This window comes from Candidatus Kuenenia stuttgartiensis (assembly GCF_900232105.1).
Classification (GTDB): Bacteria; Planctomycetota; Brocadiia; order Brocadiales; family Brocadiaceae; genus Kuenenia; species Kuenenia stuttgartiensis_A.
The window spans coordinates 19,969-33,846 of the sequence record NZ_LT934425.1 but is presented as its reverse complement, the minus strand read 5'-3'; the positions used below and the strand labels follow the sequence as shown (position 1 = coordinate 33,846).

Sequence of the window (13,878 nt, the reverse complement as noted above, 5' to 3'; positions counted from 1 at the left end):
AATAAGCCATAATTGTAATCGTTCAAAGGGTCGTTATCAATCAAAACAATTGTTCATGCAAAAAAGTAATGAGAAACCTATGTATCTGTTTTAAATGTTGAAAAACAATATATTCAAATTATAATGCTAATGTAAGCGTATGCTAACAATTGCAAATCAATTTTATTTTGAATAAACTACAGTATTCGTTATATATCATGTCCGGTCATCAGGAAGAAGCACACTCGGCGAGGAAAAAGATTCTGGAAACGGGATTGAAGCTTTTTTCAAAAAAAGGCTATCTTGGCACAACTACGAGAGAAATCGCAAAAGAGGCGGGCACTGCAGAGGTAACGATTTTCAGGCATTTTATATCAAAAGAAAAACTTTTTGAAGAAGTTTTAAATACCTATTCGTTTCTTCCGGCTTTGCAGGGACTTCTGCCGGAGGTTGCTGAAATGCATTATACGGAAGCATTGACTGTTATTGCGGAAAGATTCCTCGATACGCTTGCTGTGAGAAAAGATATTATAAAAATAATGCATATTGAAATTCAAAGATATCCTCAAAAAATCCTAAAAATGTATCATGCGTTTATTGATGAAATTTTTAAAACGCTGGCTTCCTATTTCACAACGATGCAAAAGAAAGGGGTTCTTCGGGAGTTTAATGCTGAAACTGCAGCACGTGCCTTCCTTGGGATGTTATTCTCCTATTTTGATGCAAAGGAATTTCTCATGTGGAAAAAATACAGAATTGATGATTCAGATGCGATTATAAAGGAATTTGTCGATATCTTCGCGTCAGGGACAATGAAATAATTTTTTGAGGTATTATATCTGTTAATGTTCAATTCTCAAATTGTTGCTCATTTACCTTTATTCCTTCACATTGAGTATTAATTTTCAAATACGAAATCGGATTTCACCGTTAGATATAGCCAAACAAATTAGGTTTTCTAAACATAAAAACATTGCATGCGCATTGAACAAGGGATTGCAGCCCCTTGTTTAAATTCAATTTTTCTAAACCCATACGCTTGTGGCTATATTTTGCCAAAACTTAAATTTATTTTTTTAAGGATACCTTATGTTTATGCGGACGTGTTATTTTCTTATCGTGCCTTTTGTGCTACTCTCAATTATTTCATCGCTTTTCGGACAAAGCGAAAAACAGAGTCCACCGCCGCTTGTCGTTGTTTCAGAAATCACCACCGGTATAATGACTCCAAAGACTGAATTTATAGGAACGGTAAATTATCCCTATATATCGGATGTTGCGGCTGAAGTAAATGGCAAGGCAGACTATGTAAACCTTGAAGAAGGTTTTAGGGTAAAGAAGGGAGAGTTGCTTGTAAAAACGAATTCGGATTTGCTGAGAAAAGAAATTAAATCGAAAAAGGCGTTAAGGGATCAGGTTTTATCCGACATCGATCTGGCATTATTAAACAAACAAAGGGTTGAAAAACTGTATCACGAAGAAGTCGTTTCTCAACAGATGTATGACGAAATTATATTTAAATTGATTAATTTTGAAAAAAAATCTGATTCAATAAAAGCGGAGTTGGAGTCGCTCTCAATCGAACTTCAAAAGAAAAACATACGGTCTCCCTTTAATGGAGTAATATTAAAAAAATATGTGCAGGTTGGCGAATGGCTTACGCCAGGTACTGTTATCGCAACCATTGCGCAAACCGATGTGGTTGAAGTAGTTCTTAACGTTCCTGAGAAAATATGTCTGTTAATAAAACAAAATATGGATGCCGTTGTCAAAATTAACGAAAAAATATTCCATGGGAAAATATTTGTCGTGATTCCCCACGGCGATGTGTCAACAAGAACGTTCCCTGTAAGAATAAGAATAACAGACGCTGAAACGCTTATGTCCGGTATGGAGGCTGTAGTATCTTTGCCCTCCGGAGAAGAAACGAAATCTCTTCTGGTGGACAGGGATGCAATAATCAACTTTTTCGGAAACACGGTGGTTTTTGCGGTAAAGGACTCACAAGCATATATGACGCCTGTTCGCGTACTGGACTACAGTGAAACAAAGGCTGGCATTGAAGGAGTTGGCCTTATGGAAGGAACAGAGGTGGTAATAAAGGGAAATGAACGGCTTCGTGACGGCCAGAGAATAAATGTAAAGAGAGAGGGGATATAATCTTTTGGACAGCATCAGATTTTCCATTGAAAAACCGGTTACTATTATCGTTGGGATTATCTTTGTTGTGCTTTTCGGGGTAATCAGCCTTCTCACAATGACATACCAGTTAAGTCCCACCATTACCGAACCCGAAATTACGGTTACTACTACGTGGGTGGGAGCTACTCCATACAACATTGAACGTGAAATAATCGAAGAACAGGAAAAGGTTTTAAAAGGCATACCCGGACTTGTAGAAATGGAGAGCGAGTCGTTTGACGGTATGGGTTCAATTACACTAAAATTCACAATTGAAACTAGAATTGACGATGCATTGTTGCGGGTCTCCAACAAACTCAACGAAGTGCCTGAATATCCTGAAAATGTTGATAAACCAATAATCAATCCCACGGGAAGTGCGGCATCACCCGTTATATGGATTATTTTGCATGCAACGGAAGACAATCCCCGCTCGATTTATTCCTACAGGACATATTTTGAAGACGAGGTCAGACAATATCTTGACCGGGTAAAGGGGGTTGCAGATCTTGCGATTCATGGCGGGACTGACAAAGAGATGCATATCATTATCAATCCCCAAAAAATGGCTGCATACGGTGTAACAATAACGGAACTTGTTTCTCTCTTAAAAGCGGAAAACGTGAATATCTCTTCAGGTATTATGGGCATTGAAAGAAGGGATTACCGGATAAGAACGATTGGGGAATTTAATTCGGCGAAAGAAATTGAAAATATAATAATAAAATCCGATGGCCAGCAGCGAATCGTACTTTCGGATTTGGCAAAAGTCAGTTTTGGTTATGAAAAACTAAGCAATGTAATGCTCCATAATGGTGAAGAAGCCATTGCTATTGGCGTAAAACCGGAATCGGGCGTAAACGTACTTGAACTTACTAATACCATTTATGAAGTAGTGGATTGGTTGAATAAAGAAAAACTTGCCGAAGAAAAGGTTTATCTGAAATGGGTATACGATCAGAGGCCTTATATTAACGGGGCAATCCGGCTTGTGAAAAATAATATCCTTATTGGTGGCTTTCTCGCAATAGCAGTATTGCTGCTTTTCCTGAGAAATGTTTCTTCCACCGTAATAATCGCCACTTCTATTCCCATAAGCATTTTTGGCACGTTTTTGTTCTTGAAGGCATTTGGAAGAAATCTTAATGTTATAAGCCTTGCCGGAATTTCTTTTGCGGTCGGGATGCTTGTAGATAACGCTATCGTGGTGCTGGAAAATATTGATCGTCACAGAAAATCGGGGAAGACCGCTTTTCTTGCCGCATATGAAGGAACGAAAGAAGTATGGGGAGCAATACTCGCCTCTACGCTCACAACAATTGCGGTATTTCTTCCCATAGTGTTTGTGCAGGAAGAAGCTGGCCAGCTCTTCAGAGATATTGCAATTGCGGTAACATGCGCCGTAGGATTAAGTTTCTTCGTTTCTGTTTTTGTGATCCCCATGTTTTCGGAACAACTGTTCCGAAGGTTAAAAGTAAAAACAAAATCATTCGCCGGGCCTGGTGTGCTTCTGAAAGCAGGTGCATTTTTTCAGAAAATAATCATGGCTTTAGTGGCATTCGCAATTAAGGAGGGGAAAACCAGAATAGCAACTATTTTAATTCTTACCGCGTTTTCCTTTATTGCGACAATACTCTTATTGCCAAAGATGGAGTATCTTCCACAGGGAAACAGGAATCTTGTTATGAGCATACTCGTACCTCCTCCAGGCCTCTCTTACAAAGAAAGAATGGACATTGGCAGGCACATAGCCAATCAGCTTGGTCCTTACATGCAGAAAGATCATAACGGATTCCCAGGAATAAGTGATGTGTTTTATATCGGGGCGGACACAAGGATGGTTTTTGGCGCAAAATGCATGCATGAAGAACGCGCCGGAGAACTGGTGCCTTTGTTTATGCAAACAATCCAATCCATTCCCGGGATGTACGGAGTAAGCATGCAGGCAGGCATTTTTGAAACAGGTATTGGGGAAGGGCGTACCATCGAAGTGGATATTAGCGGCAGCGATATTCATCAAATTGTACAAGTGTCAGGAACCATGTTCGGAATGATAAAGAAAGAACTTCCCGACGCCCAGATCAGGCCGATACCCTCACTAGAGATCCTTTTTCCAGAGTTAAAAATAGTGCCATCAAGAGATCGCCTCATGGCTGCGGGGATGAATACTTATGAACTTGGCATTGCCCTTGACATACTAATGGATGGAAGGAAGATCGGATATTATAAACAAGAAGGGCAAAAAAAAATCGACCTTATCGTTAAGGCGTCTGATGAAACTATTCATACGCCTGAAATATTATATAACTCACTTATTTCTCTTCCCAATAGATCTGTAGTACCGGTATATTCCCTCTCTCAGCTTCAGCGAACAACCGGCATTACTCAAATCCGGCACCTGGAAAGGGATCGTACAATAACACTCCAGGTGACCCCTCCCGAAACGATCCCCCTGCAGGAAGCAATGGAGATCATTGACGGGACGGTTTTGCAAACACTAAAAGAACAGGACATGCTTCAGGGGGTAACCATAAGATTGTCTGGTGCAGCGGATAAACTCACCACAACAAGAAAAGCGCTGCAATGGAATTTTGCCCTTGCAGTTGTTATTACGTATTTATTAATGTCCGCCTTGTTCGGGAATTTTATCTACCCCTTAATTATCATGTTTACCATTCCTCTTGCCGCTGCAGGAGGTTTTATCGGGCTAAGATTGGTCAATATATGTATTGCCTTGCAGCCTTTTGACATTTTGACCATGCTCGGCTTTGTAATTCTTATCGGTGTTGTTGTTAATAACGCTATTCTCATTGTATATCAGGCACTGAATAATGTTCGATTCCAGGGGATGAACCATCATGACGCCGTAATTGAGTCAACGAGGACAAGGTTAAGGCCGATATTTATGAGCGCATTTACCAGTATATTCGGCATGCTTCCCCTAGTCATCGCGCCTGGTCCTGGTTCCGAATTATACAGGGGATTGGGGAGTGTAATGCTTGGAGGGCTGGCATTTTCGACAATTTTTACCATCTTCATCATTCCCGCCATTCTCATGTTCGCCATAAGAATGGAAAAGACGGAGAATACGCAAAGCTGATCGTGCCGTTTATTTATCGCTTTTTATGCTTAAATGCCGGGCAATATTTTTAGCCTTGCTTCCCCGCCAAATTTCCAGCCACACTGCATGCGGAACGTGTATGGCATCAAAATATATGAAACAGGTATAATATTGAGCATCTTGCCAGAAAGGAGGATAAACCCTATACAATAATTTCCGCTTTATCGACTCTATAATAAATCGCATAAGGAAAACGTTTAAGTAAACAACGTCTGAAATCTTTATATACTGTCTTATAGACTAACGGATTTCGTCTGATTTCTTCCGAAAGGGCATAAAAAACGCGAAGAAAATCTTCACCAAGCCCTATTCATTTCTCTTCATACCAAAAATAGCCATTTACGGAATTTTCTTTTAATTCAGAAAGAAACAACAAAGAATATATCATTTCCTCTTCTCAATACGATTTTGTAATTCCTCGATACTTAACAAATCTTCGGGAGAATAATCTTTTGACAGCCGGGCGTCTAATTCCTCCCTGTGGCTCTCTGGAACAGGCACCTCCGAATCCATAGAAGATACGCTATCCTATAGGTCTTCTATAAAAAGTATTTTTTCCGGTATACTCATTCCGTTCCGTACTATTATCCATCAACTTTTTGTTTTTAATGCTCGTTTTTCAAAATGCATAACCGTTTCAAGATGTTGCAGTAAAATAGCATGAAAAGGTAACGATAAAAATTATTTCTCTTGATGACTGGCAGAGACGTTTTCGTTGCATTATCGAGAAAATACATGAAAAATCTGCACGATATACTCATAATGAAATTGAATCTGATATTGCCCACTCCATAAAAGAAGTGAGACAAAAGAAAAGTGTCCATTAAGGTTGTTATTGACACCAATATCTGGATTTCCTCTCTATTAAACCCTTACGGATTCCCGCCAGATTAAGAAAATTGTTTTGAAGAAGACACACTCCACGTGGTTATTTCAGAACCGATACTGGAAGAAATTGCAGAAGTACTCACCCGTCCGCGTATAAAAGGCAAATATGGAATTTCAGAAGCCGATATTAAGGAACTATTGATTATGTATAGAAGAACGCGCAGAGCATGTTTTGCTTTCGGTAGATATTACTGTCTGTCGTGTAACCAAATGACCAATGACTAATGTCGGGAGGTTGAAGTATTCTTAAAACACATTATGTCTGTTTCACAGCCGCACTTTCTTTAGCCTCAATTTCAATGAATAGTCGGGCGACATTCTGTTTTTCGATTGGTTTTAGCCATTGCTCGGCCATGACAAACAGCGAGTTGTCTTCTTTGTTGATGTGGTCACGCAGCATCCAGGCAAAGTGAGTAGCATTCCCTTTCATCGGCGCAATAAACTCAGAGCCATCAGTGTTGGACAGATAACCGGCAACCGCCGCCTGCCAAAGTTCATTACTTGCACGAAGCTCAACATGCTCGCGCAGCATGATGCCAAGAGGTCCCTTACCTACGAGGGTGTACTTGCCCATTTCCGGGAATAAAGCCTCTTCCTCCTTGGTAAAATGTACCCAGAATTCCGTCTGGAAAAAGGTGGCCAGCGTTCTCAGTTCTGCAGTCGTTTCCGGCCGTTTGTCAGGGTGAGTAACGATTCTTTCCAGTGCGTCTAATTTCTTGAGTACATGCGCATGTTCCTCGCGTAATTCATCGGTGGGTCTCTGGTCTGACATATTCAGCCTCCTTAGTTTGCATCAGATGATAGGAAATTATTTTTTTCTATTTGGGGGGTCAGTTTAGCGAAAACTAAAGAAAATTACAAGTTTTTTTAGTTTATCAGCCCTACTGAACATCAAGGGAAAGAGAAATTAGAGCAGACGAGGAAATGAGGATCAAACCTTGATTAGTGATTAAATACTTGACAATAAAAGATAGTGTCTGCAACCTTGTCTTTGATGACAAGACAATGACGTACAGAATTTAAAGGCGTTTATTATCACAACTTATCGCGCGGCAATGAGCGAAGAGATATTTTTCGGAATAATGGTGATCACGTTTTGTTTCTGTAAACTTTAGGAAATATGTCGGACAGGTTTGAGGTTGAAGTTGTGGTTTACGCCTACGTTCTTATGGATAATCATTATCACTTGCTACCCAAAACCAATAAACCCAATATTTCTAAAAGCATGCACATGGATAAGTGATTCAAAATAAACTAAATCGTGATTTATTAATCTATCTTTTATGGAACATAGGTTGGTATGATAACCAGGAAATTGGTAACTTGTTTAGTATTGATTATTCATCAATAAGTCGGCAAGTAACTATTATGAGATCAAGGATTCCGAAAGATGATAAAATTAATAAGAGAATAACAAAGATTAAATCACTAATTAAGGTGTGACCTCATATTCATTCATACACTCTAACAGGCATTCCGTCGTACTTGACAATACACTCACGTTTGCCGCAAAAAACGAAACTATCATTCATGTGATCGCGTTCATCCAAACCGATGCGCCGGAACACATCCGCCCAAGTGTTAAGATCCCCATATTGTTTAACCAGCTCATTATGAACAGGCTGATCCTCCCATTGAGGATTCTCTGCGACAAACTGAGCATAAACATGTTCGGCGTGGTCTTCAAACTCTGCGTTAAAAAGAAATGCCCGGCGGATATTTACCAACGCCATGAACCGCGTAATCAACACATAGGAAATGACCATCACGAAGGGTATCAGTGGAAAGAAATACCACGGTTCTTTAACGCCGTCTTCTTTCATTTTTTCATGAATAACACGCAAATGCCAATATTCATTGTCCTGGGCTTCCCGCCCCCATGCCATAATTTTCAGGGCTTCTTCCACAACTTCTTTTTTTCGAAAGAAGCACGTCAACCGCCCATATTGGCGAACTTCCCATGCCCGGTAAGGAATGCTTGCCAGAATTTCAATGAGCTTTGTTTTTGCCAGAGTCACTTTTTTCCCTGTAATCCAATCCATCGTGACAAAAAAACATTTCGCCGCCAATGAATACTTATACCGCGTCCGAGTCAAGGACGACTGCTGTTCTTTTTTTAAATCAATTTTTCCCTGTTCCATAGAGTCTTTTCCTTTCGAGACAAGAAAATCCTTTTGTACATTTCATTGTCGTCTGCAAAGATTCATCACCTACGACAATGAATGATAAATTGATAATGAATAAATGATAGGAAATTGCTTTTTTGAAATGGCGTAAGGTTAAGGCAATGACAAGTGTAAGTCAAGTATTTTTTTATAATACTTGATTCAGCTCAATTGAATAAGCTTTCTGAAATTTAGAAAAAGTGATTGTTGTCGATATATTTGTAAATATAGGTTTTGTGATAGAAAGTAGGTATCTCTCTCCCGATATTCTTACATTAGCAAATTTTCACAATGATCAATTTGTAATAATGCAGGGTTCTTCATAACCAGACCCTTGACCTCTGTTACCGGCTTTGCCAGCAAACAGATGCCAAGAGTAGAATGTATCCGTTTCTCGAAAGGTTGGCTGGAATAAGGTAAAATATCCTAATTGAGAATTGGGAGTGTGGATTCAGGAAAGGAGGATATTTTAGAGATGGAGTGAAATTCATAAACGATTAGAAGGAATTAAACCACTAATATATAATGTATATCCCTTCTTGTTTACTATATGGAGTTCTTGATTGCCGCAGGAATCTTGCTTAAATAAAAAAGAAATTCAGGATATTCCGGGGGAGATATCAGAATTTCCAAAAGCATACACCCATTTGTATACACCCAGAATAGGGTATTTACAAAGATAGTATTTTTAATATAATCGCCGGGTTATATAGGGTGGATTATTTTTTAAGAAAGGAATTCCTGATTCCCTTCCAGCTTATCATGAAAGGATATATCGGAATTCGAAGTCAGGTCGATGGTTTACAGGCCAGAGTATACAGTCTGTATAATTCGTAATGAGCGATTAGCTGAAATGCAGCAATAACATGATAAAAATAAGTTACAATACGTCAAAAAAAAATACGCGGCAACTTTTTAGACATACTGAGGCAGTTCGTGTTTGCCGTTTTATACAGACTGTATAATTATTGTTAGCAGAAGAAAAAATGGCATTCACACTTGGGTTGCCAGAAATTAGTTTGAGAGTGATCCTCTTCGGAGTGCTTCAATACCTTCCATCACTCTGAATCAGCGAAAGACTCAAGACGTCACTCCGAAAAGAGCACTCCGCTTTTCTTGAAAATCTGAAATGGGAAGTAAAGGTGCGCGAACAAGCAGTCAGAGTTGCTGAGTATCTGGCACTAGCAAGAAGCCTGAAGGAGAACTCTCCTGATTCGGATACAGAATGGTTAACCAAATGTCATGGGAGTTGGCCATGTGGCTCCCCGAAGACATTTACAAATAAATGGCGAGTGCAATCGCCACTCTCAGTGAACAGACAAATGAGTTAACAACCGTCTGGTGCGGACACCGGGGACAACGCACCATGTTTCCTGATACTTTTATGGCCGATGCCGTACATCCGGAGCGTTACGTCAGAAGAGGCGCATTCTGGTTTCTTACAAACTACGTAGTGAGGTTAATACACAATGCTCAAGGACATGATCGACGCACTGAAACTCGTTACAGAAGGAATCGACAGCGTTAAGACGATTGCCGAGGCAGTCAAAAGCGGAAAAGACTATATCGAAGCCAAGCATCCTGAAGTTCGGAGCGACTTGCGCCTTATGGTGGATGAGTTGCAAAAAAGTCTGTTACTCATTAAGCGCGCTTCAGCCGTCTTGACTAACTTTAGGTTTGCTATCTACGCAGACGTCCAAGGATCGGAATTGGTGCGATTCAATGACTATTTCATCCAGTCAAAGACGGAGGCGCAGCATCTCGAAAACCATATCGATGACTTGCGCACCCATTGCAGCAAGATTCGTAAACACGGAACAAAAATTGGCGGAGAAGCGACAGTCGCAGGCTTTACAAAGGTTTTTCACACTTTAGTCTTTTGAAACTGGAAATTGTCATTTGTAGTGCGACGAGGTTCGTCGCACTACATGGTAGAGACAGGTTTCAAACCTGTCTCTACTCCCGAATCCTATAAAACTGTAAAACGTATAAACATTTCTACAAAACACTCAAAATATGCCATTTCTAAAGATATATTATCCTGCCTTCTACGTCTGAATTTGTAGGAACGATAAAGGACCTGACCGGGATAGCAAATGCTAAAGAAGCGCAGAGCGGACGTCGCGATGCACTGGGAAGTGCTTATAATCCGGATTGTTTGGATTTTCTGGAAGACAGCAAGGATTTTAAAATTGAAAAAGTCTTTGAATTTTGTCCGAATGAGCAGCGTGCTTTTGGTGTTGAAGAAATGGTAAAACCCATTCCGCTTGCTATAAGATGCAATCCTGGTGAAGAGGCAGTTCTTCTGTCTTATGAAGATGGCGTTTGGTCCTGGCACTTTAAAAACAACGATTGTGTGAGTAACAGGGATTTGGTATCCGATGACGGCAGGCATATTAGTCTCTTTAGTGTTCCGTTTAAAGTGCAGGACAGAACCACAAGGGGTTTATGGAGCAAGGTTGTTCACGTCTTTAAATTTGCGACAGATTGGATACAAGAAGGCAGTTCGGCGGCTATCAACAATATGCTGCGTGAATACGAAGGGAGAAAAATTAAGGAAGGTTTTAAACGAATAGAACACAATTTAGGTTTTATTGAAGGCCTTACAACTGCCGATCCGGTTTCGGATTGGGGCGGTATTAAAGACGTAATGAAAGATAAAAAGAAAGCGCTCCTTTTTATACATGGCACGGGGAGTTCAATCGAAGGTGGATATGCAGATGTGCCGCAAAAAATACTGGCGGTTTTAAAAAATAAATATCCCGTTATTTTAGGATATGACCATTTTACCTTGTCTAAAACCCCTGAGGATAATGCAAAAGACATGCTGTCTACATTGGAGAGTACTGGTATTTTAGATACGGGAATAAAATTCGATACTGTAACGCACAGCCGTGGAGGACTTGTATTGCGCTCATTTGTGGAACTGTGCAATGGTTATTTAAATGTAGACAATGCTGTAATGGTCGCATGCCCTGCCGGTGGGACGAGTCTTGCAAATCCTGGAAAATGGGACTCACTGGCCAAAAAGATCGACCTTCTGACAAACATATTCTTTTTCACGGGTGGGGCGCCGATGAAGATATTTTTCAATCTCGTGGGAGGGCTGATAAAGTTTGCCGCGTCTAAATTAAAGGAACCGAATGCAATACCGGGCGTCTGGGCAATGAATCCCAATTCTGAATTTATTAAAAAACTGAACAAAAGCAGTAGCAGTATCGGCGGCGATGTTGTATATAACACCATTGGGTCGGATTTTGAACCGTCGGGCATTTTCAAAGGAGGGCTTAAAGACGATATAACGGATAGCATTGCCGACGTCTATTTCGGCGATCCAAATGACCTGGTCGTTGACACAGACAAGATGGTCGTTCCATGGCCAACCGGTATTAAAAGCGGAATAAAGTTTAACTACGAACCGTGGCAACATGTCTATCATTTAAACTACTTCAGACAGGCAGAAACGTACAGAAGGTTTTCGGATATTTTTAAGGTTGACTTAAAAACGGTAATAGATGAGTGTCTATAGGCAGGTAAAAGATGTGAACTAAAAAAACAATTGTTAATTGTATTTATCATGTGGCATCAAGAATCCAATCACCAATCAAGAATAGAAGTGGGTGCATTCCCGATTTTTTTGCAAAAAAAACAATCAGTAGGGGTTAACAGTAACGTAGAGACAGTTTTCAAACCTGTCTTTTACCGCTTGAAAATGGCAGAAACAACCCTGTCAGGGTTAATCAAACAAGATGTTTGCGATACAATACCTGTCAACCAACAGGCATGTGCGAATATTTACAAAAAATCGGGAATGCACCCATAGAATAGAAGTTTCGTATTTCGAATTTGGTTGCAGCCAAAGGCCGCACCAAGAATATTACAGGTAAATAAAGCAATGTACGATCTTACAAATTTTACCATTCAGGACATGACCCGATGTGGAGATGCACTGGAGCACCTTGGGTATAAAGCGAAAGGTGTAGAGGAACTGGCTGATTCGGTGGTCCACTATTTTTACGAACACCTTATTGACAGGCGGACAGGTGAAAAGTCCTCTGCACTGGTGCGCTTTTTCATAACATATACCTACGAAAGCCTTGACGAAGAATTACGTCAATTAGCCAACATGATGTCAGAGGGGCAACGTTTGACTAATACTACGAGTTGCTTAGTCCTCTTAGCAACAGTGGGACTGCAACCTGAGTGGAATTCGATAAAACGCTCCAAGGGACACCGGGTTATTCCCCTGGTAGATAAGCAAACGGTGGATAAGCATCCTATGATCGCCCAATTGGTTTACCAGTTCGGGATAGATATTGACAAGGTGCTACATCCTCGTCCTACTCTTGAGACTGAGCTGGAAAGTAAGATTTTTAATGTGTTTCACGTGCCCGATGCCCTGGGAAGTCCCCATATTCCAGCTCAGGATGAATTTGTGATACCTTTCGGAATTAAATCGGCATTGGGGTTTGGAAGTATGTTGCCTACGGGGAATTTATTTACGGTGGTTATATTTTCGAAAACGAGGGTTCCACGGAATACGGCAGAGATGTTCAAATATCTCGCCTTGAATACAAGGATGGCGGTATTGCCCTTTGTATCAAAAAAAATTTACATAAACGAGAAGACCGTGCTTGACGAAACCGAGAGACTCTGGTCGATCATTGCCACGCAAACGAGTTTATTGAGCGTATACAAGAAAACTGCCGTTAATCAATCCAGACGTCTGGAAAGCTTTTCATTGAAACTTAAGCTGTCTCTGGCTAAATTTACAAAAAAAGCATGGCTCTATATTTCTTTGATAACAGCATCGGCATGCTCTTTATATGTTTTTTATGCGACACATATCGAGTTTATGTTGCACGTGGCTGCAATACCCCTTGAAATATTGCTGGGTGCATTATTAATAGAAAGGCTGTTAGAAAGAAAAGAAAAGGCAGAAAAATTTAATCAATTGATGTACATAAAGAGTCACCTGTATCGTTCTGAGATGCGTAACTTTTTTGTCACCAATTTTAGTGCATTAAAATTCCCGGTAATAACAATGTCGAAGATCAAAAATGCAAGTTTAGAAGAATTAAAGCACATGCGCAGCGATGCGGAACACCTGGAATATTTTTCATTGGATGCAATGGAATCAGTGATTCTGGAGTATGTTTCAGTCTATCATGTATTTAAAGACTTCATGGATCGGGCGAGCACTTATGGCATGGATACCCTTTTTCAGGATATGATTTATATTTTACATTTCATCCAGGATGTTAAAATGTTTAAGCAGGTGAACCCTGATAAGCCTTTTATTTATGAAGCACAGAAGCATCCTTTCTTAATGGAAAAAGTAAGAAAGATTTTAGGTGATGGTACCCGGAAATTTTTGGATTATATGATAGAACTGAAAGAAAAAAAGCCAGAGCTGTTCTACGACATTTTAACCGACTATGAATTATCATCACGCAGAATGACCAGATAATGCATGAACGATAAAAAGTTGTCTTTGCAAAGAAGAACGGGTACTGTCAACAATCTTGTGTAAATTCCTTTTCA

General features: G+C 40.1%; 9 protein-coding genes. 6 read left to right on the top strand and 3 right to left on the bottom strand.

Features of this window, described 5'->3' with window-relative positions; genetic code table 11:
• The first annotated feature begins 167 nt into the window (after nucleotides 1–167).
• The 3 genes from KSMBR1_RS00140 to KSMBR1_RS00130 all read left to right on the top strand — a co-directional run bounded on the left by KSMBR1_RS00140 (nucleotide 168) and on the right by KSMBR1_RS00130 (nucleotide 5,260).
• The gene (locus tag KSMBR1_RS00140; RefSeq protein WP_230405655.1) at nucleotides 168–800 is read left to right on the top strand and encodes a TetR/AcrR family transcriptional regulator; all 633 of its coding nucleotides are present in this window, start codon (nucleotides 168–170) and stop codon (nucleotides 798–800) included.
• Between the two features lie 268 nt (nucleotides 801–1,068).
• Entirely contained in the window at nucleotides 1,069–2,139 is a 1,071-nt protein-coding gene (locus KSMBR1_RS00135) for an efflux RND transporter periplasmic adaptor subunit (RefSeq protein WP_099323512.1), read from the top strand.
• Nucleotides 2,140–2,143: 4 nt separating this feature from the next.
• Nucleotides 2,144–5,260, top strand: a complete 3,117-nt coding sequence (locus tag KSMBR1_RS00130; protein WP_099323511.1) for an efflux RND transporter permease subunit — start codon at nucleotides 2,144–2,146, stop codon at nucleotides 5,258–5,260.
• A gap of 405 nt (nucleotides 5,261–5,665) precedes the next feature.
• Here KSMBR1_RS00130 and KSMBR1_RS22575 read toward each other — a convergent pair whose 3' ends face one another.
• The 3 genes from KSMBR1_RS22575 to KSMBR1_RS00110 all read right to left on the bottom strand — a co-directional run bounded on the left by KSMBR1_RS22575 (nucleotide 5,666) and on the right by KSMBR1_RS00110 (nucleotide 8,310).
• Nucleotides 5,666–5,794 carry a hypothetical protein gene (locus KSMBR1_RS22575; protein WP_261341073.1) on the bottom strand — a complete coding sequence of 43 codons (129 nt, stop codon included), beginning with the start codon at nucleotides 5,792–5,794 and terminating at the stop codon, nucleotides 5,666–5,668.
• 631 nt (nucleotides 5,795–6,425) lie between these two features.
• Nucleotides 6,426–6,941: a hemerythrin domain-containing protein gene (locus tag KSMBR1_RS00115; protein WP_099323509.1), complete on the bottom strand. Its 516-nt coding sequence runs from the start codon at nucleotides 6,939–6,941 to the stop codon at nucleotides 6,426–6,428.
• A 679-nt stretch (nucleotides 6,942–7,620) separates the two neighbouring features.
• Nucleotides 7,621–8,310 carry a hypothetical protein gene (locus tag KSMBR1_RS00110; protein ID WP_099323508.1) on the bottom strand — a complete coding sequence of 230 codons (690 nt, stop codon included), beginning with the start codon at nucleotides 8,308–8,310 and terminating at the stop codon, nucleotides 7,621–7,623.
• Nucleotides 8,311–9,803: 1,493 nt separating this feature from the next.
• On the opposite strand from KSMBR1_RS00110, the gene KSMBR1_RS00105 reads away from it, so the two are divergent.
• From KSMBR1_RS00105 to KSMBR1_RS21720, 3 genes are all read left to right on the top strand, one after another.
• The gene (locus KSMBR1_RS00105; RefSeq protein ID WP_099323507.1) at nucleotides 9,804–10,217 is read left to right on the top strand and encodes a hypothetical protein; all 414 of its coding nucleotides are present in this window, start codon (nucleotides 9,804–9,806) and stop codon (nucleotides 10,215–10,217) included.
• A gap of 275 nt (nucleotides 10,218–10,492) precedes the next feature.
• Nucleotides 10,493–11,863 carry an esterase/lipase family protein gene (locus tag KSMBR1_RS00100; protein ID WP_099323506.1) on the top strand — a complete coding sequence of 457 codons (1,371 nt, stop codon included), beginning with the start codon at nucleotides 10,493–10,495 and terminating at the stop codon, nucleotides 11,861–11,863.
• Nucleotides 11,864–12,229: 366 nt separating this feature from the next.
• Nucleotides 12,230–13,804 carry a hypothetical protein gene (locus KSMBR1_RS21720; RefSeq protein ID WP_197705293.1) on the top strand — a complete coding sequence of 525 codons (1,575 nt, stop codon included), beginning with the start codon at nucleotides 12,230–12,232 and terminating at the stop codon, nucleotides 13,802–13,804.
• Nucleotides 13,805–13,878: the final 74 nt, after the last annotated feature.

Bases quoted from the DNA above. Each gene is read 5' to 3' on its own strand.
- KSMBR1_RS00135 (WP_099323512.1), top strand. From the start codon at position 1,069: ATGTTTATGCGGACGTGTTATTTTCTTATCGTGCCTTTTGTGCTACTC.
- KSMBR1_RS22575 (WP_261341073.1), bottom strand. From the start codon at position 5,794: ATGGATTCGGAGGTGCCTGTTCCAGAGAGCCACAGGGAGGAATTAGAC.
- KSMBR1_RS00115 (WP_099323509.1), bottom strand. From the start codon at position 6,941: ATGTCAGACCAGAGACCCACCGATGAATTACGCGAGGAACATGCGCAT.
- KSMBR1_RS00110 (WP_099323508.1), bottom strand. From the start codon at position 8,310: ATGGAACAGGGAAAAATTGATTTAAAAAAAGAACAGCAGTCGTCCTTG.
- KSMBR1_RS00105 (WP_099323507.1), top strand. From the start codon at position 9,804: ATGCTCAAGGACATGATCGACGCACTGAAACTCGTTACAGAAGGAATC.
- KSMBR1_RS21720 (WP_197705293.1), top strand. From the start codon at position 12,230: ATGTACGATCTTACAAATTTTACCATTCAGGACATGACCCGATGTGGA.